Source organism: Sphingomonas baiyangensis, assembly GCF_005144715.1.
Classification (GTDB): Bacteria; Pseudomonadota; Alphaproteobacteria; order Sphingomonadales; family Sphingomonadaceae; genus Sphingomonas; species Sphingomonas baiyangensis.
Map to the genome: position 1 here is coordinate 383,579 of NZ_SWKR01000002.1, position 19,218 is coordinate 402,796.

A 19,218-nucleotide genomic window follows, 5' to 3' on the forward strand; every position below is an offset into this window, starting at 1 on the left:
GGCGCGATGCCCGTCGTAGAGGAGGGCGCCGAGGCGGTGCCGCCGCCCAGGGGCGGCGACATCGCCTATCGCCTGCGGCAGCAGCGCTATCTGGCCGAGTTCGGCATGGAGGCGCTGCGCTCGCGCGATATCGGCGCGATGCTCCAGCGCGCGACCGAGCTGTGCGCGCGCGGCATGGATGCGCGCTATTGCAAGTATCTGGCCGCGCCCGACGGCGAGCAGCGGATGCTGGTCGAAGCCGGGGTCGGCTGGCGCGATGGCGTGGTGGGCACGGCGTCGCTCGGTGGCGATACCGAGAGTCCCGCGGGCTTCGCCTTCAAGACCGGCGAGGCGGTGATCTCTAACCATCTCGACCAGGAGGAGCGGTTCCGCACGCCCGCGCTGATGGCCGATCACGGCATCCGCCGCGCGATCAACGTGCTCGTCGAGGCGAACGGCAAGCGCTACGGCGTGCTCGAAGTCGACAGCCCGAATGAGGGCAAGTTCGACGAGGACGACCTGGCCTTCATGCAGGGCTTCGCCAGCCTGATCGGCGTCGCGCTCGAACGCCAGCAGGCCGAGGCGCGGCTGGCGGCAGCGGTCGAGCATCAGGAGCTGCTGACGCGCGAGGCCAGCCACCGCGTCAAGAACAGCCTGATGCTCGTGTCGGCGATGCTCGACCTGCAGATGCGCGACGACGACGATCCGAGCGTGGCGCGGCTGCTGGGCGATGCGCAGGCGCGGATCACCGCGATCGCGCAGGCGCATGACCGGCTGTGGCGCGGCGAGCGGCTGGGCATGGTGATGCTCGACGACCTATTGTGCGGGCTGGTCGATGCGCTGGCCGAGCAGGCGCCGCGCCACCGCATCACCTGCGAGGTAGACGCGGTCGAGCTCAGCGCCGACAGCGCGATTCCGCTGGGGCTGATCCTCACCGAGCTCGTCACTAACGCGGTCAAATACGCCTATCCCGAAGGCGAGGGCGGCGAGATCGCGGTGCGCGTGCGGCGCGAGAATGGCGCGATGGTGATGCGCGTCGCCGATGCCGGTCGCGGGATGCCCGCCGATTTCGACTTCGCCGCGCAGGCGCGCAAGAGCCTGGGCACGCGGATGATCGCTAGCCTCGCGCGCCAGCTCGGCGGCAGCGTCGATTATTCGGCCGGCGAGGGCGGGCGCGGCACCGTCGTTTCGGTCGACTTTCCCGTCCCCGCCTGATCGCGCGTCAGTGCCTCAACCATCACGGCGTGGATGCTGTGCTGCTCGATCGTGCCGCGCAGCAGATGCGCCATCGGGCCGCTCGCACGCACCGCTACGTCATCGCCGCCATGCGTCTCGCCGCCGAGCGGCACCAGCGCCTGCTGGCGATAGTCGAGCGCGGCGGTGTCCTCGGCCGCCGGATCGCTGCGCTCGCTGCCCGAAGCGGCGCCGAGGCCATTGGCATAACCGAGCGTGGTATAGCCCTTGCCGTCGCGCGCCTTCACCGGTGCTCCGGCCTCGTTGCGTACCACGCCGAGCACCGGATTTCCGCGCCCCGGATAGCCCGCCATCGTGAACGCGTGGCCGTGATCGGCGGTGGTGACGATCAGCGTGTCGGCGGGATCGGTCGCGGCGACGGCGGCGGCGACGGCGGCGTCCATCGCGATCGCATCCTCGAGCGCGCGGCGCGCATTCCTGGCATGGTGCGCATGGTCGATGCGCCCCGCCTCGACGAGCAGCACGAAGCCCTCGCGATTGCGCGACAGCATCGCGATCGCCTTGGTGGTCATCTCGGCAAGCGAGGGCTCGCCGGCCTTGTCGCCGGCGCGATCGGCTTCATATTGCATGTGATCGGGCTGGAAGAGGCCGAGCACCTTGGTGGCACGCGCCGGATCGAGCGCGGCGAAGCCCGCGGCGTCGCTCACATAGCTGCCGCGCGGGTGACGGCGGCGCCATTCGGCGATCAGATCGCGTCCGTCGTCGCGCAACCCCTTCACCTGGGGATATTCGCGATCGGTCGCGGCGGCCGGCAGGAAGTAGCGCCGCCCGCCGCCGAGCACGAGGTCGAGGCGGCTGCCCACCGTGCCTTCGATCAGCTGGCGCGCGATATCGATGCAGCCGGCGGCGCGCCGCTCGGCGGGCACGCTCGCTTCCCAGTCGCGCTGCGGCGTGTGGGCATAGGTGGCCGCCGGCGTGGCATGGGTGATGCGCGCGGTGGAGATCACGCCGGTGGCGCGGCGCTGCTGCTGCGCAAGCGCAAACAGCGACGGCAGCGTGGCGCGGCGCGCGCTGGCGCAATCGTCGGGCAACGCCTCGGGTCCGACGCCGATCGATCCGTTGCGCGTCTTCACGCCGCCCAGCAGCGCGGTGGCGGTGGGGGCCGAGTCGGCGACCTGCGCGTCGTGCGAATAGGTCTTCACCAGCGCCGAATAGGGCAGCGCGTCCATCGCGGTGACGAACGATTCGCCGTCCTTGCCCGCGCGCTGCCCCTGATGAATGCGTGCGGCGGTGATCGTCGAGACGCCGAAGCCGTCGCCGACGAACAGGATGACGTTGCGTGCGCGCGCGTCGACCGGCGTGACGGCCTTGAGGCGCGCTAGTTCGGCGGCGGCCTGCGCGCGATAGGCGGCGGTATCGGCCTGCTGCGCGGCGGCGGGCGTGGCGAGCGTCAGCAGCGCGAGCGCGGCGACGGAACGGACAAGCATGGACATCTCCTTGCCGATCGCCTTTCCAGACGAAGATGACAATCGCGATACAGGAGACGCGGCGTGACGGTGACGATGTACGGCATTCCCAATTGCGGCAGCGTGAAGAAGGCGCGGGCCTGGCTCGATGCGCGGGGGACTGCCTATGACTTCCACGACTACAAGAAGCACGGCGCCGATGCCGCGCGATTGGCGCGCTGGTGCGAGGCGGCGGGGTGGGAGCGCGTGCTCAACCGGGCGGGCATGACCTTCCGCAAGCTGCCCGATGCCGACAAGGCAGTGGGCGATGCCGACGCTGCGGTCGCGCTGATGGCGGCGCATCCCTCGTGCATCAAGCGGCCGGTGCTCGAGCATCCAGGCGGCGTGCTGGTGGGGTTCGATGCCGAACGATGGTCGCAGGCCTTGGGCTGATACACCGCCGTTGCGCGGGCAGGCGGGGTGGCGATAGCATCGCGCGGACAAGGGGGAGGACTGATGGCAAACGGCTTCACGACGAAACCACCGCGACGCCTGACGATCATCGCGATCGTGCTGGCGCTCTGGGGCGCGATGGGGGTGTTCGCTTTCTATGGCGATGCCACGATGAGCGCCGCGAAGTTGGCGGCGATGCCCGAATGGGACCGCCAATTTTATGCGACGCGGCCGGGATGGTTCGTCTGGGCCTATGGCATTGCGACCTGGGCGGGGCTGGCGGGCGCGGTGCTGCTGTTGCTGCGGCGCGCGCTCGCGGTGCCCGCCTTCGCGGTGTCGCTGCTCGCCGCGCTGGTGCAATTCGGCTTCGTGTTCGCCGCGACCGATCTGGTGGCGGTCAAGGGCGCGGCGGCGACGGTGCCGTTTCCGCTGTTCATCCTCGCGGTCGCGATCTTCCAGCTCTGGTTCGCGACCGATGCCAGGCGCCGCGGGTGGTTGCGTTGAGCTTGGCGTAAGGCTGCCGAGCGCGTAGAGCGCGGCGGCATGTCGACCACCTTCACGCTCGATACCGCGACCAGTCGCGCCAATCCCACGCCGGCGCCGATGCGCCGGCTCACGGTGCCTGCCATTGCCGCGCGCAAGGGCGGCGAGCCGATCGTGATGCTGACGGCCTATACCGCCCGCATGGCGCAGCTGCTCGATCCGCATTGCGACATGCTGCTGGTGGGCGACAGCCTGGGGCAGGTGATCTACGGCCTGCCTTCCACGCTGTCGGTCACGCTCGACATGATGTGCGCGCACGGCGCCGCGGTGGTGCGTGGCAGCTACCACGCCGTGGTGGCGATCGACATGCCGTTCGGCAGCTATGAAGCCTCGCCCGAGCAGGCTTTCGCCTCGGCGAGCCGGGTAATGGCCGAGACGGGTGCCGCGGCGGTGAAGCTCGAAGGCGGCGCGGCGATGGCGCCGACGGTCGCGTTCCTCGGCCAGCGCGGCATTCCGGTGATCGGCCATGTCGGGCTCACGCCGCAGGCGGTGAACGCGCTCGGCGGCTACGGCGCGCGCGGCCACAGCGAGGCCGAGCAGGCCAAGATCGGCGACGATGCGCAGGCGATCGCCGATGCCGGCGCGTTCGCGCTGGTAGTGGAGGGCGTGATCGAGCCGCTGGCAGCCGACATCACGCGCCGCGTTGCCTGCCCGGTGATCGGCATCGGCGCATCGGCGCAGTGCGACGGGCAGGTGCTGGTCATCGACGACATGCTCGGCATGTTCGAGCGCACGCCGCGCTTCGTGAAGCGCTATGACGACATCGCCGGCCGTATTTCCGCCGCGGTCGAGACCTATGCGGGCGAGGTGCGTGCGCGTTCGTTCCCCGGAGAGGATCAGCTGTACCGGCCCAAGAGCTGACGGTATTTGATCGTTTCGTTTCGCACGAGGCGCGGCTAAGGTCCGCCGCCTGTACCCCCTGGAGTAAGAAGTCTTGGCGCTGACCCCGCAGAACAACGATGTGTTTCTTCGCGAAGTCGACGAGGAACTGCGTCGCGACGAGATGCGCGATTTCATGACGCGCTGGGGCCGCTGGGTGATCGTGGCGGTGATCGCCGCGCTGGTGGCGTTCGGCGGGTGGCTGTTCTGGCAGAACCGGCAGGAGGCCGCCGCCGGCGAGCAGGGCGAGGCGTTCAGCGCCGCACTCGACGATCTGGCCGCGAACAAGGCCGATGCCGCGCGCGTGCCGCTCGAGACGCTCGCCAGTTCGGATCGCGACGGTTACCGCGCGATGGCGCGCTTCACCCAGGCCGATATTCTGTTGCAGCGCGACGACCTGAAGGGTGCGGCGGCCAAGTTCGCCGAGATCGCGGGCGATTCCGATCTGGCGCAGCCCTATCGCGACCTTGCGCTCATTCGCCAGACTTCGGCCGAGTTCGACAGCCTGCAACCCGCGCAGGTGATCGACCGGCTGCGCGGCCTTGCCACCAAGGACAGCCCGTGGTTCGGCAGCGCGGGCGAGCTGGTGGCGATCGCCTATATGCGCATGAACCGCCCGCAGGAGGCCGGCCGCATGTTCGGCGAGATCGCGCGCACCGAAACGGTGCCCGAGACGATCCGTCAACGCGCGGTTCAGCTGGCAGGCGTACTCGGGGTCGACGCGGTCGATCAACCTCAGGAAAAGACGGGCGAATGATGAAGCTTGGGCGTATTTCGGCAGCGGCTATGGCGCTTGCCGCGCTGAGCGGTTGCGGCATCTTCCGCGGCGGCGACAAGAAGACGCCGGTGGTGGGCGAGCGCGTGCCGATCCTCGTGGCCGAACAGGATGTCGAGGCCGATCCCAATCTCGTGGGGCAGGCGGTGCTGGTGCCGCCGCAGATCGCCAACGACGCCTGGACGCAGCCCGGCGGCAATGCCGCGAAGGCGATGGGCCATGTCGCGCTGGCGGCTGCGCCCACACAGCTATGGTCGCGCTCGATCCCCGGCGGCACCACGCGCGTGCGGCTCGCCGCGGCGCCGGTGGTGGCGGGCGGCCGGCTGTACGTGGCCGATGTCGAAGGAGCGATTCATGCGCTCGACGCCGCGACGGGTTCGCCCGTCTGGCGCGTCGAGACCGGACGCGGCGATTCGAACGAGAATGCGCGGTTCGGCGGCGGCGTGAGCGTCGAGGGCGATCGGCTCTACGCGACCAATGGCGTGGGCGACGTGGTGGCGCTCAACGTTGCCGACGGCAGCGAGATCTGGCGCGTCAAGCCCGGTGGCCCGCTGCGCGGCGCACCCACGATCGCCAACGGCCAGGTCTATGTGCTGACGCAGGACAACCAGCTCTTCGCGCTCAACATCGCCGATGGCGCGACCGTGTGGACGCAATCGGGCAGTCTCGAGGCGCAGGGCGTCTTCGGCGTGGCGGCCCCGGCCTCGGCGCAGGGCACCGTGGTGGCCGGCTTCTCGTCGGGCGAGCTCAACGCCTATCGCTACGAGAATGGCCGCTCGGTCTGGGCCGATAGCCTGTCGCGCACCAGCATCTCGACCTCGGTGTCGAGCCTTGCCGATATCGATGCCGAGCCGGTGATCGATCAGGGCCGCGTCTACGCCGTGGGCGAGGGCGGGCGCATGGTCGCGGTCGAAATCCTCAGCGGCCAGCGACTGTGGGAGCAGAATCTCGCCGGCATCTCGATGCCATGGGTGGCGGGCGAGTGGATCTTCGTCGTCACCGACGATGCGCGCCTGCTGTGCATCTCGCGCGGCAATGGCCGCATCCGCTGGATCTCGCAGCTGCCGCGCTGGCGCAACGAGGAGAAGCGCCGCGGGCCGATCGGCTGGGTAGGGCCGCTGCTCGCGGGCGGGCGTCTCTATGCGCTGAGCTCGCGCGGCGTCGTCGCGGCGGTATCGCCCGAGGACGGATCGATCGTCCAGCAGATTGAGACCAAGGGCACCTACACGCTGCCGCCACTCGCGGCGGGCGGCGTGATGTATACGCTGAGCGACGAGGGCACGATCACCGCCTGGCGGTGAACTCCGGTCCTCGCATTGATTGATTTACGCATGCCGATTCCAACCGTTGCCATTATCGGGCGCCCCAATGTCGGCAAGTCGACGCTGTTCAACCGGCTGGTCGGCAAGCGCCTCGCGCTGGTCGACGATCAGCCCGGCGTCACGCGCGACCGGCGCGAGGGCGACGCGCATCTGCTCGGTTGTGATTTCCGCGTCATCGATACCGCGGGCTATGAGGACGAGGACCCGAATACGCTGCCCGGCCGGATGCGCCAGCAGACGCAGGCGGCGCTGGCCGAGGCCGATGTGGCGCTGTTCCTCGTCGATGCGCGCGACGGGCTGACGCCGCTGGACGAGGAGATCGGCCGCTGGCTGCGCGCCGCCGACGTGCCGGTGATCCTCGCTGCCAACAAGGCCGAGGGGCGGATCGCGGCATCGAGCATCTATGAAGCGATGGCGCTGGGGTTCGACGATCCGATCGCGCTGTCGGCCGAGCATGGCGAAGGCATCGCCGATCTGTTCGAGGCGCTGCGGCCCTTCATCGATCGCGAGGACGAGGAAGGCGAAGCGATCGACGCCGACAGCCCCGATGCGCCGCTCAAGCTGGCCATCGTCGGGCGACCCAATGCCGGCAAGTCGACGCTCATCAACCGGCTGCTCGGGCAGGACCGGCTCATCACCGGCCCCGAAGCCGGCATCACGCGCGATTCGATCGCGATCGAGTGGCAATGGACCGACGCCGAAGGGCGCGTGCGCCCGGTGCGGCTGATCGACACCGCCGGCATGCGCAAGCGCGCCAAGGTGCAGGACAAGCTCGAGAAACTGTCGGTCGCCGACGGGCTGCGCGCGGTCGACTATGCCGAGGTCGTCGTGCTGCTGCTCGACGCCACCAAGGGGCTCGAGGCGCAAGACCTCAAGATCGCCGACAAGGTGTTGCAGGAAGGCCGCGCGCTGGTGATCGCGCTCAACAAGTGGGACGTGGCCGAGAACGCATCGAGCCTGTTCAACGGCGTCAAGGGCGCGCTCGACGAGGGGCTCGCACAGGTGAAGGGCGTGCCGCTGCTCACCGTATCGGCGGCGACGGGCAAGGGGCTCGACGTGCTGATCCGCGTCGCCTTCGAAACGCGCGAGGCGTGGAGCCGGCGCGTTTCCACCGGCGCGCTCAATCGCTGGTTCGAAGAAGCGCTGGAAACCAACCCGCCGCCTGCGCCCGGCGGCAAGCGGATCAAGCCGCGCTACATCACCCAGAACAACACGCGCCCGCCGAGCTTCGTGCTGTTCGGCACGCGCGTCGATCTGCTGCCCGAGAGCTATCGGCGCTATCTGGTCAACGGCCTCAGGCGGCATTTCGATTTCGGCGCGGTGCCCGTGCGCCTCAATCTGCGCGCGTCGAAGAACCCGTTCGATACCGACCGGTGACGCGCATCGACGCGCGCGGGCTCAAATGTCCGTGGCCCGCATTGCGCGCCGCGCGGGCGCTGCGGGGCGGCGACATCGCGATCGAGATCGAGGCCGACGATCCGGCTGCCGAGCGGGAGCTGGCGGCGCTTGCGGGTGCGCACGGGCTTGCGTTCCGCGCATGTGCGGCGGGCGTGTATCGCATCGGTGAAGGATAGCGCGTCAACGGGTCGTTTACAGTCTGGGGCATATGATCAGGCGACCGCGGGGTGCGGGGCGGAGGCTGTGAATGACGAATACGATCGAACCGCGAACGGTGGTCGATTGGGCGAGCTTTTCGCAGGCGCGCGCCGAGCTGGGGTCCAATTTCGTCCGCATTCTAGGCTATTTCCGCGAGGATGGCGTCAAGTCGCTCGAGCGGATCGAGGCGGCGATGCGTGGCGGCCAGGCGGCTGCCTTGGTCATTCCAGCGCACACGCTCAAAGGCGAGGCACGCCAGTTCGGTGCCGAACCGCTGGCCGACTGTGCCGAGACGATCGAAATCATCGCGCGCGATTGCGTCGAGCGGCATGACGCGCCCGACGCCGCGCTCGAGCATGTCGTGCGGCTGCGCCCGCTATTCGACCAGACGCTGGCGATGCTCGAACAGGAAGCCAACCCGCTGGTGATGCGCAAGCCCGGCGGCTTCGGCCGGCGCGCGATCGCCTGACGGCGCGACAGCCGCCGCCCCGCGCGTAAGCGGAGCGGCGTGCTGCAATCAGTCCTTCTTGTCGGCGTCGTGCTCCGAACGCGCGTTGAGCTGGATATAGTTCTCGAGCCCCATGCGCTCGATCATCTCGAACTGGCGTTCGAGCGTGTCGACATGCTCCTCCTCGCTATCGAGGATACGGCGGAGCAGGTCGCGGCTGACATAGTCGCGCACCTTCTCGCAATGCTCGATCGCGTCGCGCAGCAGCGGGATCGCTTCCTCCTCGAGCGCGAGATCGGCCTTAAGCACTTCCTCCACCGTCTCGCCTATGCGCAGGCGACCGAGCAGCTGGAAATTGGGCAGACCGTCGAGAAATAGAATGCGCTCCGACAGCCAGTCGGCATGCTCCATTTCCTCGATCGATTCCTTCCGCTCGAAGGCGGCGAGCTTGTAGACGCCCCAGTGATCGAGCAGGCGATAATGCAGCCAATATTGGTTGATCGCGGTCAGCTCGTTCTTGAGCGCGATGTTGAGATATTCGATGACCTGAGGGTCGCCCTTCATGATGTTCGCCTTGCTCTGGATGCAGGCGCACATCTTACCGCCGAAACGGGCAGGGCGATAGTCGGAAAATGGCGGAATTCTGCGGTTTCTGGCGGCTGCGAACGTTATGCAGCAGCACGCTCGGCGTCGATAATGGCTCGCGCGAACGGTACGCACTGTCCGCATTTGGCCTGCTTGCCCATGCTGCGATAGGCTTGGCAGGCGCTGATCGCACCGCAGCGCGCGGCTTCGCGCACTTCACGTTCGCGGATGGCATTGCAGACGCAGACGACCATGGAGCTACCCTCTCGATGATCGAGGCGTAGCGCTAATGCGAGCCGGTCGCAAGCGTTAATGCGTATCGCTCGCAATGAATGGTGCTAACTTGCGCGTCGCTAATGAGCGCCAAAGCCATTCGAGCGGTCCGTAGCGGAAGCGCGTTAGCCACCACGGCGAGAATGCGAGCAGCGCGAGCCATATGGAGAGCATGATTCCAAACTGTCCTAGGCGATCCACGCGTCCGTACAGGCCGAGGCCATAGCCGTAGAAGATCGTCGTGCAGATGAGACTGGTCGCGATATAGTTGGTGAACGCCATGCGCCCAACGGCGGCGAACCGCGCCGCGAGCGCGCCGCCCGCAAGCGCGAAGGCAACCATAAGGCAGGCCCAGCCGACGATCATCGGCACGCGCACGACCGGCGAAAGCAGCATTGTCGCCGACGTGACCGGGTAGAGCGCATATCGCGTGGCGATCAGCCAGCCGGCAAGCAGGAGGGCGGGTACGATCGAAACGCCAAAGCCGATCATCGCCCAGCGCCGGTAGCGCCGCCGCGGCCAATCGCCCGTCAGCAGGCCGCTGCGATAGGCCGCCATACCCCAGAGCATCAGTGCGAGCGTATCGAAGCTCTGGAACAGCAGCGCGAGAAGCGGCGTCCAGCGATGCTCGGCCCAGCGCTGCGCCAGCGCTGCGCCATAGCCGCCGTCGCGGAATGCCGCGTTCCACGTTGCGATATCGGCGGACGCGGGGGTGCCGAAGCTGCGTTCAATCCGCGCGAGCACAGCCGCCGCGCTTGCCGAATCAGGTAGGCCCGCTTGCGCCAGCGCCACCGCGCGGGGCGTCGCGCTGCCTATCCATAGCTGCACGATATACAGCAGCGCGCCGACGATCAGCAGCGCAGGCACGCGCAAGTCGCGCAGCAGAAAGGCCAGCAGGCCGACCAGCGCATAATGATGCAGGATGTCGCCGTGCCAGAGCAGGTAGAGATGCGCGAGGCCGAACACGAGCAGCCACGCCATGCGCGCCAGATGCGCGCCGCCGGGATCGATCCCGGCGGCCTCGTTGCGCTCGGCCATGAGCAGCATCGATGCGCCGAACAGCATCGCGAACAGGCCGCGCATCCGGCCATCGAACAGGATGAGGTTGACCGCGTGCAGCGCGACGTCGCCCGCGCCGGTCGGCTCGGCCGCGAGGGGGTTGAACGTCGCGGGGGGAATCATCGCGAACGACGCCATGTTCATCGTCAGGATGCCGAGCACCGCCACGCCGCGCACGACATCGATCGACTGGTAGCGCGGCGGTTCGCTCAAACTCACACCGAGACCCTGCACGAACGTCGTCCGCGCAGCCACACAATCAATGCGCGGCGGGCACGATTCGCGTCGCGGTCATGCCGGCGTCGAGCGGCACACGCCGCGTCACCGTGAAATGCGCTGCATCGTCGGCACCGCCATTGTCGCCGATCACCCAGATGGCACCCGCCGGCTGCATCAGCTGCACGACCGAGGAAAGCCGGTCTGCGAGATCCGGCCCATCGCCCAGAACCGCCACGTCGAGCCCCGCCGATGGCGCGAGTTCGACCTGGAGTTGCAGCGCCTCGGCATCGATGCCGGCGAGCACCGCATCGGGGACGGCATCGAACCATATCTTTTGGCCGGGCTGAAGGTCGAGGCACTCGGCGACGGTAGTGGCATGCATGCGGACTTTTCCCCTGTTGCCACTCCCGAACGCACGAACCCCGGCGGGTGTTGCCGAGCGCCGCTCAGGCGGCAAGCGGTACGAATGCCGCCTGCGGCGCCACGGCCGCCTGCCAGCGATACAGCACGCAATCGACCGCGCAGCCGCGCGCCGCCGACCAGCGCGGCGCGACCTCGCCAGTTGCTGTGAATCCAGCGCGTTGCAGCACACGGCCCGAAGCCGGGTTGTCGACGAAATGGCCCGAGACGAGCGCGGTGGTGCCGAAGCTGGCGCGCAGCGACGCGACCAGCGCGATTGCCGCCTCGGTCGCATAGCCGCGGCCCCAATAGGCGGGTGTCAGCCAGTAGCCGAGCTCGAGCGCGCCGCAATCGTCGCGCGCCACGCCGATGCCGCCGACGATGGGCGCAGCGCCGTCGTCACGCGCGACGATCAGCAGGCTGGGTTCGTCGCGCGGCATCTCGTGCGCGAGAAACGCCTCGGCATCGGCAACGCCATAGGGCCATGGGGCGCGCGCAAGGTTGCGCACCACCCGCGCGTCGCCGATCGCCGCTGCCAGCGCCGGCGCATCCTCGATCCAGCCCGGCCGCAACGTCAGCCGCCTCGTACGCACGAACATGCCCGCTCTCCTCAAATCGGCCATGCCGCCGCGACATGACGATCGCGCGACGGAACGGCGGGGGAGGGAGCATGAAAAAAGGGAGCCGGGGCGACCCGTCTCCCTTTGTGGCTGGTTCCGTTGCGGAACCCGGGTCACCCTGGTGGGCAACCCGGCCGGTTGCCCGTTATTCGGCGGCGTCCGCCATCGGCTGTACCGCGCAGAAGGTACGGCCCAGACGACCCTTGTTAAACGCCACGCGACCCTCGGTGAGAGCGAACAGCGTGTGGTCCTTGCCGATGCCGACATTGGGGCCGGGGTAGAACTTCGTGCCGCGCTGGCGCACGAGGATGTTGCCCGGCACGACCGACTGGCCGCCGAACTTCTTCACGCCAAGGCGCTTGCTTTCCGAATCGCGGCCGTTGCGCGACGAACCGCCAGCTTTCTTATGTGCCATTGCTCGATACTCCTAGGTGCTGGCGATCAGGCCGCGGCGCCTTCGCCCGCAGCGGTCTGCGCGGGCGCGGCTTCGGACTTGGCGGCCTTGGCCTTCGACTTCTTCTGCTCGCCGCCGATGGCCACGATCTTGAGGATCGTATGCTGCTGGCGGTGGCCGTTCTTGCGGCGATAATTGTGACGACGGCGCTTCTTGAAGATGATGACCTTCTCGCCCTGCGCCTGCGCGACGATCTCGGCGGCGACGGTGAGGCCCTGGGTCGACTTGAGCTCGCTGCCCTCGCCGGCCAGCAGCACGTCGTCCAGCGTCACCGAATCGCCGGCGTTGCCGCCCAGCTTCTCGACGACGATCTTGTCTCCTGCGGCAACGCGATACTGCTTGCCGCCCGTGCGCACGATAGCGAACATGGTCCAGTCACTCTTCTAGCAATGCTTGTTTCCCCGCCGGGGCTGGCCCCGCGGGAAGTGAGGGTCGCGCCTATGCCAAGCCTGGGGCGCTGTCAACCACGCGCATCGTTTCGGCCTAGTGGCGGTGGACGCGCTTCAGGCGATAGCGACCATTAACATAAGCATCGAACAAGCCGTCGATCGCCGGATGCTCGACCGGCTCGTCGCTATCGTCGGCGACCAGGTTCTGCTGGCTGACATAGGCGACATAGGTCGATTCGTCGTTTTCGGCGAGCAGATGGTAGAAAGGCTGGTCCTTGCGCGGGCGCACGCCCTCGGGAATCGCCTGATACCATTCCTCGCTGTTGGCGAAGACGGGATCGACGTCGAACACCACGCCGCGAAAATCGAACAGCGCATGGCGCACGACGTCACCGACGTTGAAGCGCGCGTGGGCGACCGGCGGCAGCGCCATATCCGCTGCCGTTGCATAAGCGTTCGAAAACATGTCCATCGCTGTAATCTAGGCGTTGTGCCGCCGTGCACAAGCAGGATGCGCGGCAGGACTTGTGCACCCGCTCGCTTTGGTCTAGCAGCCCGCCTCCAACGATCTCCCGCGCCGCTCCCACGCAGCGCGAGCCGTCCTCGCGGAGAGGTGCCAGAGTGGTCGATTGGGACGGTCTCGAAAACCGTTGTGCCCGTAAGGGTACCGTGGGTTCGAATCCCACCCTCTCCGCCACCCTTTCGTCAGGACAAGCCCGACGGGCCATCGGAAACGAGCTCGATATAGTTTCGGGAACGCGCGGGCTGGCGGAGGGGGTGGGATTCGAACCCACGGTGAGCGTGAACCCACGGCGGTTTTCAAGACCGCTGCCTTAAACCACTCGGCCACCCCTCCGGACCTTAGTAAATCTGCCGTTTCGTCACTATAGCAGGTTCTGAAACCGCTGCAACATGTGCCGTCCCTTGTGCCGTTCAGCGTTTTGCCTCCGCGGCTTGGGATGGCGTCAGATAGCGTAGATACCATTCGGTCTGCGATACCGTGCTGTGCCCGAGCAGCTTCTGCAACTCGTATATAGAGCCGCCGCTTTCGAGATATCGGATGGCGTACTCGTGCCGCAGGTCGTGGAAGCGCATACGGGTCAGCGTGCGCCCCTCGGCCTGTGCCATCTTTTGTGCCCTCAGCACAATCTCGCGCCACATTTCCGTTACCCGGCGATAAGGTGTCCCGGCAGCGGTCGCGAACAGCCATCCATCGGCATTGGCCTTCTGCCGCGCGACGATCGCCTGCGCTTCCTGGCATAGAGGCACAACGCGAAACTGGTGCTTCGTCTGCCATAGCTGCATCTTGCCATTGCGGGCGTCGGCGGCTTTCAGCGTTGCCAGTTCGTCCATGCGCGCGCCCGTCAGAAGCGCCATGCGGCACAGGTCGCCGAACGTCCCGCGCATCCTCGCGAAGTATGCCTCGATATCCTCGATCGGCGGGCGCACGTAGGACTGCCGCTTTTCGCGACGAGGCTTGCGCGGCATCAGCGATACCGGGTTCAACTCGGGCCAGCCCGGCAGTTCGCGCACATGATCCGCGATCCCCGATATCACCGACAGATAGCGGTTGATCGTCGCGGTGCCGGCGGTGCGTTGATACGGGCCTTTCGGCTTGCGCAGTTCGGTCGCCAGCCATTGCAGCCGGGCCTTGTCCACCTGATCCCAATAGAGTTCGCCGAGATAGCCATCCAGAACGCTCAACAGCTTGGCATAGCCGGTTAGCGTCTTGGGCTTCCAGTCGCCGGCATCGAACCACAGCGCCGCCGCCTCGCGGAAGGTATGGCGCACGGTGCCATGATAGAGCGAGCGGCTTTCTAGCCACGGGCCGAGACGCCTTTCAGCTTCCGCTCGATCGCGCGTTTTAAGGGATTCTCGCTGCTCAATCCCATTGACGGTGAGACGCGCATAGAAAACGCCGTTGCGCTGGTAGAGGTAGTCCGGTTCTCGTTTGCTGCCTCGCTTGCGGACACCCATGCGCGTAGTCTCTGCCTGTCGTAGGTCCAACGCTTGCCGAGCTTGGCAGCGCCCCAAATCTCGCCCCGCGCCGAAAGCGCCTGTAGCGTGCGCGCCGGCAGCCCCGTGATACGGTGGGCTTCATCGATCATGCAACGCTCGGGCTGCATCACCCGCACCTCATACGATAGCGACGTGCGCCCGGGCAGCTAAATAGCTGGGCTGCTGTCAGGAGGGCGATCATTGAACGGTTAGCCGGCCGTAGGCGCCCAGATACACCTCGTTGACATTGATTTCAGCGCAATATTGGCGGGCGCATAGCCAAGCTACAAAGCTACTCGGCTCGGCGCGATCCCAATCGTCCTTGGCTTTGAAGGCCTTTTTATAATCCTCGGCCAACGCGGCGAAGTCACACTCTTGCAGGGTGACAACATGTCCGCAATAGCCGTAGTCGCTGTATTCCCCTTCGGAGAACAGAACGATTTTACCGGGCGCGTACTTAGGCACCGCTTTTCTCCAAATGCTTCTTGACGATATCGCCGTTGTCCCACGCCCCGGCGAGCGGTCCCCGATAATTCCAGAACCTTGGATCATGCCCCGCTGCTGCTGCCTGTCTGGCTGCGAGTAGGGCAGGCGATGGCGTATCAGGGGTTTGCGGAGTGCGGGGGCTAGTCATGGACGATCCCCTTGCGGGGCCGCGCTGTCATCGCTGCGCGACGGCACTGCGTTGCCGCCCTGCGGGTTTCCATCGCTATCGCAAGATAGCCATTCGGGTGGCCATATTACATTTGGGGGCGCTCCAGCGAACATCGGCTCGATTTGCTCGCGACTATAGCCCGCAAGGCCGCAGCCAACCGGAGTAAGCTGAAACTGCCGCATCCAGTACTTGCGAGCGAAGCACAGGAACTCATCGATAAAACCCGCTATCATCCACAATGGTAGGGTTTGCAGCCGATGGTCCTTAGTTGGGATTGCATAGCTATCGTTTTGAATGCCATGCCCCTGTCCATAGATCGCGCCGCGATGCTGGCGCGCCCACAGTGCGGCGCCCTTGCCATGCCGCCCAGCAAGATTGCTGCCGAACACGAATACAGGTACGCGCGAGGGGGCGTCACCCGAATGGGCGGAGACGACTTGCTCGGCTCCGGTCGCGGAGCGACTAGCACCCGGTGCCACCGGCACGCGCCCACCATCCTCTATCTGATTACCCATTATCACCTCCAAGAGCGAGGATGGTTGCCTTAGTCATGGCTCACCTGTTCGGTGGAGAGAGCGGTGCGGGCTTTTTCGTCAGCAGCGAGGATTTCTCGGGCTAGGTTCAACCAAGCGGACCAAGAACCTTCCGCGAACTGGTTATCGTTGCGCGGCGACCACGGCACAAACCAACCATCAAGAATGCCGCGTTGAATGCCGCATCGCTTCGCTGCCCATATGGTGTCGGGGAGGTGTGGATCGAGATCATCATCGCTTGGTCGTTCCACCTCCCCCACAGCGGGCGGGTGAAGGGCGAGGATGGCCATGATGTAGTCGATCGCCCACTGCTCATTAGGGCCAAGCAATTTTTCCTCGCGCTTGAAGCGGTCGAGAAAATAGGCGGCGCGAGCTTTGCTCATTGAACCGGCGCAGCCGTCTCGCGATTGCCAGCGCGCGTCCCGCCCCACCGCAGGGGTTGAAGCGCGGGGCTGCTCGACTGGCGGGGCGGCGCGGGTGTTCCATGCGGTGATGGCGTCCGACCGATGCGTGAAATCGTTGAACGGCGCAGGATCGCCAATGATACACTGGTCGTTCAGGCACTGCACCATTGAGCTAGTCCCGCTGACTAGTTTCGCCTCACCTCCGCAAAACGGGCACGGCAGCAGATCATCGCTTCTATCCTGCATGGTGCACCTCGCTCTTTAACTGGCGTGCATAGACACCGAGCGCGACGGACAGCTTCGCCGCTTCGTTGCAAAGGATGGTCCGCAGTTGCTCGGCGTTCTCGGCGGCAACCATCTTTTTTAGATTGTGCGCCTCGCGGGCCTTTGTGGTCGCCCGTTCTGTTGCCTCTGCCATGACTTCGCGGATAGCGGTTGACGCAACGGCATCGACCGAGCGGCGATTATAGGAGTCTTTGTAAATCACCTCCATATTCGCGACCGCTTGAGCAACCTGTGGAACGGCGTGCTCGGCGGCGCGCACGGCATCGGCATCCTTCGCCAGCGCGTCTAGGATTTCTCGCAGACGTGCCCACGGCTTTTCATCCTGCATGGTGCTGGTCCTTGTTGAGATGGGCGCGGGCGCGGTCGATCCGGCGGACCTGTTCGGTAGCTTCCTGCCCAACAACCATGCCGGCGGTAATGCCGCCATCCGCGACAATTTCGTTCATGTCGGTGACGGTCAGCGATGCGATCCACTCGCGGGCATCTTTCAGCGCCGCCTCAAGCGCCTCTACACGCGCTGCCAGTGTGGCGGTTGCTTCGGCTTCAAAGCGGGCGAAGGCATAGGAAAGGTCTTCGGCGGGAAGCTGCAGGGCAAAGCTGCCCCACAGCAATTTCCATCGCCACGCCGCGTCGCGATGCTTCTGCTCAACGATCGCTTTGGTGTAGGTCATGCGCGTAGCTCCTCATGCTTGATGGAGACAGCGGTGGAGCAGTAGGCGCACTCGGCCATCGTGCGTCCGACATGCCAGTGCGAACGGCTGCAACCGGGGCAGTGGTTCACCGCGCCAAGCCGGTACAGAACCAGGTATCCCCGGCTCGGAATGTTCATCGCGGGCGATGCGGTTGCCATCATCCAAATCCCTTAAGGGCGGGCAACGCAGGGAGGGGGTGGCCCTGTACGTTGCCCGCACTGGCCAGTGGGGTGCTGGCGTAAGTCATGCTGCCTCGGCCTCGCGGCGAAGGTCGGTAATGTCGCAGCCGATCCACCCGGACAGCCGCGCCACGGTCCAGTCGATGAAAGCCGCGCGCTCGTGCTCGGCCATGCTGGCAAAGGAAATGCTGTCGTAATCCCAGTCGATGATCTCGCCGGTGCGCTTCGACGTGACTTCCTTCGCCAGCCCGTATTCGCGCTTGAGCCGGCGGTGCAGCAGCCGCGTGGACATGACGCCATCAACAGCATCCGAAAGCTGCTCGGACGCGATGCGCAGCAGCACCCAATAGAGCGACATGCGCTTCACGTTGCCCGACGTGCGCTTGATCTCGACGCGCACAGTCTGACCCGACGACGCCTTGACCGCTTCGGTTGCCGCTTCCGTTACTGGGCGCAGCACGCCCAGCGTGGCGCGGAACAGCAGGGGTTCGCTGTCAGCCATTGACCTGACCCTTTCCGTGCATCGCTTCCCAGATGGCTTCAGTCTCGGCCCACAGGCGGTTGCCCAGTTCCTCAAGGTCGATGCCATAGGTGGCGTGGAAGCCAGCGTGGCCGAGCGCCTCAACGGACGTGCGCGAGCCGTGCTGGTACATGTGATACTCAGGCGCCAGCGGCACCACGCAGCGATCAGAGCGAGTGATACGCCCGCCATGGATCGACGCGCTTACGTGGTGCAGCGTCGCCGGCTGACCGGACACGGCGCACCCCAGTTCCGCCACGCGATTGTGGTGAAACACGATCTTGGCGGGCTTGTAGCCTTTGCGCTTTGAACGCATCGGCTTGCCGCGCTTGAGAGGGGTGCGTCGGGCGAGCATCAGAAACCCGGCACTTCGTCATCCAGGTCGTTCCATCCGCCCGACTGCTGGCGAGGCTGCTGGCGCTGTCCGCCATTGCCGCCGCCGTCACGCTCGCGCGGCTCGAATAGCGACACGCTGCACCGCCCATCCGCATCGGGCATGGGCAGGCTGTCGAACACGATGTTGATGCCCTTGTCGCCCTCCCAAGCTGTTCCGACGCGATGCCAGAAAGTGCCGCCATCGTTCTTCTTGCGGGGGGTGAGGACGTCGAAACGCTTTGCCATCAGAATGCTTCCTTCTTGGTTTCTACGGTCACGCCGTCGATCGGGCGCTGTTTGAAGTTGCGGCGCACGTATTCCTCGACAAAGGCGGTGATGGCGTCGCGATCGTTCTTGGCGATCCAGTGCAGGGCGTCGCGGTGACTGTTGATCGCGTAGACCTGAACAGTCCGCATTCCCTTCACGGTGTCCTTGGCCGCTCGTGCGGCATCGCGTTGGGCTAGCTCGGCCTGCGCCAGCAGTTCGTCAGCGCGGCGCTGTTCTTCGATGCTGGCAGCGTTCGCAGCCTGATGTGCCCGGCGTGCTTCCTCGGCCTTCTCAGCGGCCGCACGTTCTGCCTCACGGCGCGCGGCTTCCTTCTTGGCGGCGAGCTTGGCTTTGTACGGCGCCTGAGCGGCAACGAGGCACTTCACCTGCCGATCAAGATCGTCCTGCGTCGGCTTCCACCGTGCGACCTCGGCCTTCCAGATTTCATGCAGCGGCTTCGTGCATTCGTCGCGGGCAGCATCCACCGCCTTGCGCGCCGCCTTCAGCTCCTTCAGCAGATCGTCGGTGGCCTTGAGCTGACCGTCGTTCTCGACCGTCGCCCCATCAAGCCAGTTGGCGACTTCCTCAAGGATTGGGCCATAAGGCTCTAACGCGACGTCGATCGGGTCCGGTGGATTGTTGCCGCCGATTACGGCGCGCGGGTTCGCAGCGTTCATG

The 19,218-nt window shown here is 66.2% G+C and carries 28 protein-coding genes and 2 tRNA genes; 10 read left to right on the forward strand and 20 right to left on the reverse strand.

The genetic code is table 11. The features are described 5' to 3' along the window. Positions 1 to 6 precede the first annotated feature (6 nt). Complete coding sequence (locus FBR43_RS04885; protein ID WP_136942107.1) at positions 7 to 1,194, forward strand: sensor histidine kinase; 1,188 nt, start codon at positions 7 to 9, stop codon at positions 1,192 to 1,194. Here the strand turns inward: FBR43_RS04885 and FBR43_RS04890 are convergent. Then, on the reverse strand, positions 1,131 to 2,660 hold the full coding sequence (locus FBR43_RS04890) for an alkaline phosphatase (protein ID WP_136942108.1): 1,530 nt from the start codon (positions 2,658 to 2,660) through the stop codon (positions 1,131 to 1,133). The genes FBR43_RS04885 and FBR43_RS04890 overlap by 64 nt on opposite strands. A 63-nt stretch (positions 2,661 to 2,723) precedes the next feature. Here FBR43_RS04890 and FBR43_RS04895 point away from each other — a divergent pair, with 63 nt between their 5' ends. The 8 genes from FBR43_RS04895 to FBR43_RS04930 all read left to right on the forward strand — a co-directional run bounded on the left by FBR43_RS04895 (position 2,724) and on the right by FBR43_RS04930 (position 8,655). Continuing rightward, a complete protein-coding gene (locus FBR43_RS04895; protein WP_136942109.1) occupies positions 2,724 to 3,071 on the forward strand; it encodes an arsenate reductase in 348 nt (115 codons plus the stop codon). A 63-nt stretch (positions 3,072 to 3,134) separates the two neighbouring features. Further along, entirely contained in the window at positions 3,135 to 3,575 is a 441-nt protein-coding gene (locus FBR43_RS04900) for a hypothetical protein (RefSeq protein WP_136942110.1), read from the forward strand. A gap of 39 nt (positions 3,576 to 3,614) precedes the next feature. Continuing rightward, positions 3,615 to 4,475, forward strand: a complete 861-nt coding sequence (panB, locus tag FBR43_RS04905) for a 3-methyl-2-oxobutanoate hydroxymethyltransferase (protein ID WP_136942111.1) — start codon at positions 3,615 to 3,617, stop codon at positions 4,473 to 4,475. A gap of 73 nt (positions 4,476 to 4,548) precedes the next feature. Next, positions 4,549 to 5,250, forward strand: coding sequence for a tetratricopeptide repeat protein (locus FBR43_RS04910; RefSeq protein ID WP_136942112.1), 702 nt, complete (start codon positions 4,549 to 4,551; stop codon positions 5,248 to 5,250). Next, on the forward strand, positions 5,247 to 6,569 hold the full coding sequence (locus FBR43_RS04915) for an outer membrane protein assembly factor BamB family protein (protein WP_249276464.1): 1,323 nt from the start codon (positions 5,247 to 5,249) through the stop codon (positions 6,567 to 6,569). Before FBR43_RS04910 ends, FBR43_RS04915 begins: the two co-directional genes overlap by 4 nt. Positions 6,570 to 6,599: 30 nt before the next feature. Further along, entirely contained in the window at positions 6,600 to 7,967 is a 1,368-nt protein-coding gene (gene der / locus FBR43_RS04920) for a ribosome biogenesis GTPase Der (protein ID WP_136942113.1), read from the forward strand. Continuing rightward, a complete protein-coding gene (locus FBR43_RS04925) occupies positions 7,964 to 8,164 on the forward strand; it encodes a sulfurtransferase TusA family protein (RefSeq protein WP_136942114.1) in 201 nt (66 codons plus the stop codon). Before der ends, FBR43_RS04925 begins: the two co-directional genes overlap by 4 nt. A gap of 71 nt (positions 8,165 to 8,235) precedes the next feature. Then, entirely contained in the window at positions 8,236 to 8,655 is a 420-nt protein-coding gene (locus FBR43_RS04930; RefSeq protein WP_136942115.1) for an Hpt domain-containing protein, read from the forward strand. Between the two features lie 48 nt (positions 8,656 to 8,703). Here FBR43_RS04930 and bfr read toward each other — a convergent pair whose 3' ends face one another. The 8 genes from bfr to hspQ all read right to left on the reverse strand — a co-directional run bounded on the left by bfr (position 8,704) and on the right by hspQ (position 13,065). After that, positions 8,704 to 9,198, reverse strand: a complete 495-nt coding sequence (bfr, locus tag FBR43_RS04935) for a bacterioferritin (RefSeq protein WP_136942116.1) — start codon at positions 9,196 to 9,198, stop codon at positions 8,704 to 8,706. Between the two features lie 104 nt (positions 9,199 to 9,302). Further along, positions 9,303 to 9,473 (reverse strand): (2Fe-2S)-binding protein, encoded by a 171-nt coding sequence (locus FBR43_RS04940; protein WP_136942117.1) that lies wholly within the window; start codon positions 9,471 to 9,473, stop codon positions 9,303 to 9,305. Positions 9,474 to 9,528: 55 nt separating this feature from the next. Continuing rightward, entirely contained in the window at positions 9,529 to 10,770 is a 1,242-nt protein-coding gene (locus tag FBR43_RS04945) for a DUF418 domain-containing protein (RefSeq protein ID WP_249276465.1), read from the reverse strand. A 40-nt stretch (positions 10,771 to 10,810) separates the two neighbouring features. Next, complete coding sequence (locus FBR43_RS04950) at positions 10,811 to 11,152, reverse strand: hypothetical protein (protein ID WP_136942118.1); 342 nt, start codon at positions 11,150 to 11,152, stop codon at positions 10,811 to 10,813. A gap of 64 nt (positions 11,153 to 11,216) precedes the next feature. Further along, positions 11,217 to 11,768, reverse strand: a complete 552-nt coding sequence (locus tag FBR43_RS04955; protein ID WP_136942119.1) for a GNAT family N-acetyltransferase — start codon at positions 11,766 to 11,768, stop codon at positions 11,217 to 11,219. A gap of 166 nt (positions 11,769 to 11,934) precedes the next feature. Further along, positions 11,935 to 12,204, reverse strand: coding sequence for a 50S ribosomal protein L27 (gene rpmA, locus FBR43_RS04960; RefSeq protein WP_136942120.1), 270 nt, complete (start codon positions 12,202 to 12,204; stop codon positions 11,935 to 11,937). Between the two features lie 26 nt (positions 12,205 to 12,230). After that, complete coding sequence (gene rplU / locus FBR43_RS04965) at positions 12,231 to 12,611, reverse strand: 50S ribosomal protein L21 (protein WP_136942121.1); 381 nt, start codon at positions 12,609 to 12,611, stop codon at positions 12,231 to 12,233. 115 nt (positions 12,612 to 12,726) lie between these two features. Beyond that, the gene (hspQ, locus tag FBR43_RS04970; protein WP_249276466.1) at positions 12,727 to 13,065 is read right to left on the reverse strand and encodes a heat shock protein HspQ; all 339 of its coding nucleotides are present in this window, start codon (positions 13,063 to 13,065) and stop codon (positions 12,727 to 12,729) included. A gap of 174 nt (positions 13,066 to 13,239) precedes the next feature. Between hspQ and FBR43_RS04975 the strand changes: the two genes are divergently transcribed. Next, positions 13,240 to 13,329, forward strand: a tRNA-Ser gene (locus tag FBR43_RS04975). 69 nt (positions 13,330 to 13,398) lie between these two features. On the opposite strand, the gene FBR43_RS04980 is transcribed toward FBR43_RS04975, so the two are convergent. From FBR43_RS04980 to FBR43_RS05035, 11 genes are all read right to left on the reverse strand, one after another. Further along, positions 13,399 to 13,488, reverse strand: a tRNA-Ser gene (locus FBR43_RS04980). Positions 13,489 to 13,565: 77 nt separating this feature from the next. After that, positions 13,566 to 14,609, reverse strand: a complete 1,044-nt coding sequence (locus FBR43_RS04985) for a tyrosine-type recombinase/integrase (protein ID WP_136942122.1) — start codon at positions 14,607 to 14,609, stop codon at positions 13,566 to 13,568. 219 nt (positions 14,610 to 14,828) lie between these two features. Then, entirely contained in the window at positions 14,829 to 15,095 is a 267-nt protein-coding gene (locus tag FBR43_RS04990) for a hypothetical protein (RefSeq protein WP_136942123.1), read from the reverse strand. A 165-nt stretch (positions 15,096 to 15,260) separates the two neighbouring features. Then, complete coding sequence (locus FBR43_RS04995) at positions 15,261 to 15,674, reverse strand: A1S_2505 family phage non-structural protein (protein WP_212611888.1); 414 nt, start codon at positions 15,672 to 15,674, stop codon at positions 15,261 to 15,263. 155 nt (positions 15,675 to 15,829) lie between these two features. Further along, complete coding sequence (locus tag FBR43_RS05000) at positions 15,830 to 16,468, reverse strand: Lar family restriction alleviation protein (protein WP_136942124.1); 639 nt, start codon at positions 16,466 to 16,468, stop codon at positions 15,830 to 15,832. After that, entirely contained in the window at positions 16,458 to 16,835 is a 378-nt protein-coding gene (locus FBR43_RS05005) for a hypothetical protein (RefSeq protein WP_136942125.1), read from the reverse strand. Before FBR43_RS05005 ends, FBR43_RS05000 begins: the two co-directional genes overlap by 11 nt. Next, positions 16,825 to 17,178: a hypothetical protein gene (locus FBR43_RS05010; RefSeq protein WP_136942126.1), complete on the reverse strand. Its 354-nt coding sequence runs from the start codon at positions 17,176 to 17,178 to the stop codon at positions 16,825 to 16,827. Before FBR43_RS05010 ends, FBR43_RS05005 begins: the two co-directional genes overlap by 11 nt. A 264-nt stretch (positions 17,179 to 17,442) precedes the next feature. Then, on the reverse strand, positions 17,443 to 17,880 hold the full coding sequence (locus FBR43_RS05020) for a hypothetical protein (RefSeq protein ID WP_136942128.1): 438 nt from the start codon (positions 17,878 to 17,880) through the stop codon (positions 17,443 to 17,445). Next, complete coding sequence (locus FBR43_RS05025) at positions 17,873 to 18,253, reverse strand: hypothetical protein (protein WP_136942129.1); 381 nt, start codon at positions 18,251 to 18,253, stop codon at positions 17,873 to 17,875. Before FBR43_RS05025 ends, FBR43_RS05020 begins: the two co-directional genes overlap by 8 nt. After that, positions 18,253 to 18,519 carry a hypothetical protein gene (locus tag FBR43_RS05030; protein WP_136942130.1) on the reverse strand — a complete coding sequence of 89 codons (267 nt, stop codon included), beginning with the start codon at positions 18,517 to 18,519 and terminating at the stop codon, positions 18,253 to 18,255. The genes FBR43_RS05025 and FBR43_RS05030 overlap by 1 nt, the downstream gene beginning before the upstream one ends. Beyond that, on the reverse strand, positions 18,519 to 19,217 hold the full coding sequence (locus FBR43_RS05035) for a hypothetical protein (protein ID WP_136942131.1): 699 nt from the start codon (positions 19,215 to 19,217) through the stop codon (positions 18,519 to 18,521). Before FBR43_RS05035 ends, FBR43_RS05030 begins: the two co-directional genes overlap by 1 nt. Position 19,218: the final 1 nt, after the last annotated feature.

Bases quoted from the DNA above. Each gene is read 5' to 3' on its own strand.
- FBR43_RS04940 (WP_136942117.1), bottom strand. From the start codon at position 9,473: ATGGTCGTCTGCGTCTGCAATGCCATCCGCGAACGTGAAGTGCGCGAA.
- rpmA (WP_136942120.1), bottom strand. From the start codon at position 12,204: ATGGCACATAAGAAAGCTGGCGGTTCGTCGCGCAACGGCCGCGATTCG.
- FBR43_RS04900 (WP_136942110.1), top strand. From the start codon at position 3,135: ATGGCAAACGGCTTCACGACGAAACCACCGCGACGCCTGACGATCATC.
- FBR43_RS05005 (WP_136942125.1), bottom strand. From the start codon at position 16,835: ATGCAGGATGAAAAGCCGTGGGCACGTCTGCGAGAAATCCTAGACGCG.
- FBR43_RS04890 (WP_136942108.1), bottom strand. From the start codon at position 2,660: ATGCTTGTCCGTTCCGTCGCCGCGCTCGCGCTGCTGACGCTCGCCACG.
- FBR43_RS05010 (WP_136942126.1), bottom strand. From the start codon at position 17,178: ATGACCTACACCAAAGCGATCGTTGAGCAGAAGCATCGCGACGCGGCG.
- FBR43_RS05020 (WP_136942128.1), bottom strand. From the start codon at position 17,880: ATGGCTGACAGCGAACCCCTGCTGTTCCGCGCCACGCTGGGCGTGCTG.
- FBR43_RS05035 (WP_136942131.1), bottom strand. From the start codon at position 19,217: ATGAACGCTGCGAACCCGCGCGCCGTAATCGGCGGCAACAATCCACCG.
- FBR43_RS04985 (WP_136942122.1), bottom strand. From the start codon at position 14,609: ATGGGTGTCCGCAAGCGAGGCAGCAAACGAGAACCGGACTACCTCTAC.
- bfr (WP_136942116.1), bottom strand. From the start codon at position 9,198: ATGAAGGGCGACCCTCAGGTCATCGAATATCTCAACATCGCGCTCAAG.
- FBR43_RS04950 (WP_136942118.1), bottom strand. From the start codon at position 11,152: ATGCATGCCACTACCGTCGCCGAGTGCCTCGACCTTCAGCCCGGCCAA.
- FBR43_RS04885 (WP_136942107.1), top strand. From the start codon at position 7: ATGCCCGTCGTAGAGGAGGGCGCCGAGGCGGTGCCGCCGCCCAGGGGC.
- FBR43_RS05030 (WP_136942130.1), bottom strand. From the start codon at position 18,519: ATGGCAAAGCGTTTCGACGTCCTCACCCCCCGCAAGAAGAACGATGGC.
- FBR43_RS04915 (WP_249276464.1), top strand. From the start codon at position 5,247: ATGATGAAGCTTGGGCGTATTTCGGCAGCGGCTATGGCGCTTGCCGCG.
- der (WP_136942113.1), top strand. From the start codon at position 6,600: ATGCCGATTCCAACCGTTGCCATTATCGGGCGCCCCAATGTCGGCAAG.
- FBR43_RS05025 (WP_136942129.1), bottom strand. From the start codon at position 18,253: ATGCTCGCCCGACGCACCCCTCTCAAGCGCGGCAAGCCGATGCGTTCA.
- hspQ (WP_249276466.1), bottom strand. From the start codon at position 13,065: ATGGCGCTGCCGCCGGTCGCCCACGCGCGCTTCAACGTCGGTGACGTC.
- FBR43_RS05000 (WP_136942124.1), bottom strand. From the start codon at position 16,468: ATGCAGGATAGAAGCGATGATCTGCTGCCGTGCCCGTTTTGCGGAGGT.
- panB (WP_136942111.1), top strand. From the start codon at position 3,615: ATGTCGACCACCTTCACGCTCGATACCGCGACCAGTCGCGCCAATCCC.
- FBR43_RS04930 (WP_136942115.1), top strand. From the start codon at position 8,236: ATGACGAATACGATCGAACCGCGAACGGTGGTCGATTGGGCGAGCTTT.
- FBR43_RS04955 (WP_136942119.1), bottom strand. From the start codon at position 11,768: ATGTTCGTGCGTACGAGGCGGCTGACGTTGCGGCCGGGCTGGATCGAG.
- rplU (WP_136942121.1), bottom strand. From the start codon at position 12,611: ATGTTCGCTATCGTGCGCACGGGCGGCAAGCAGTATCGCGTTGCCGCA.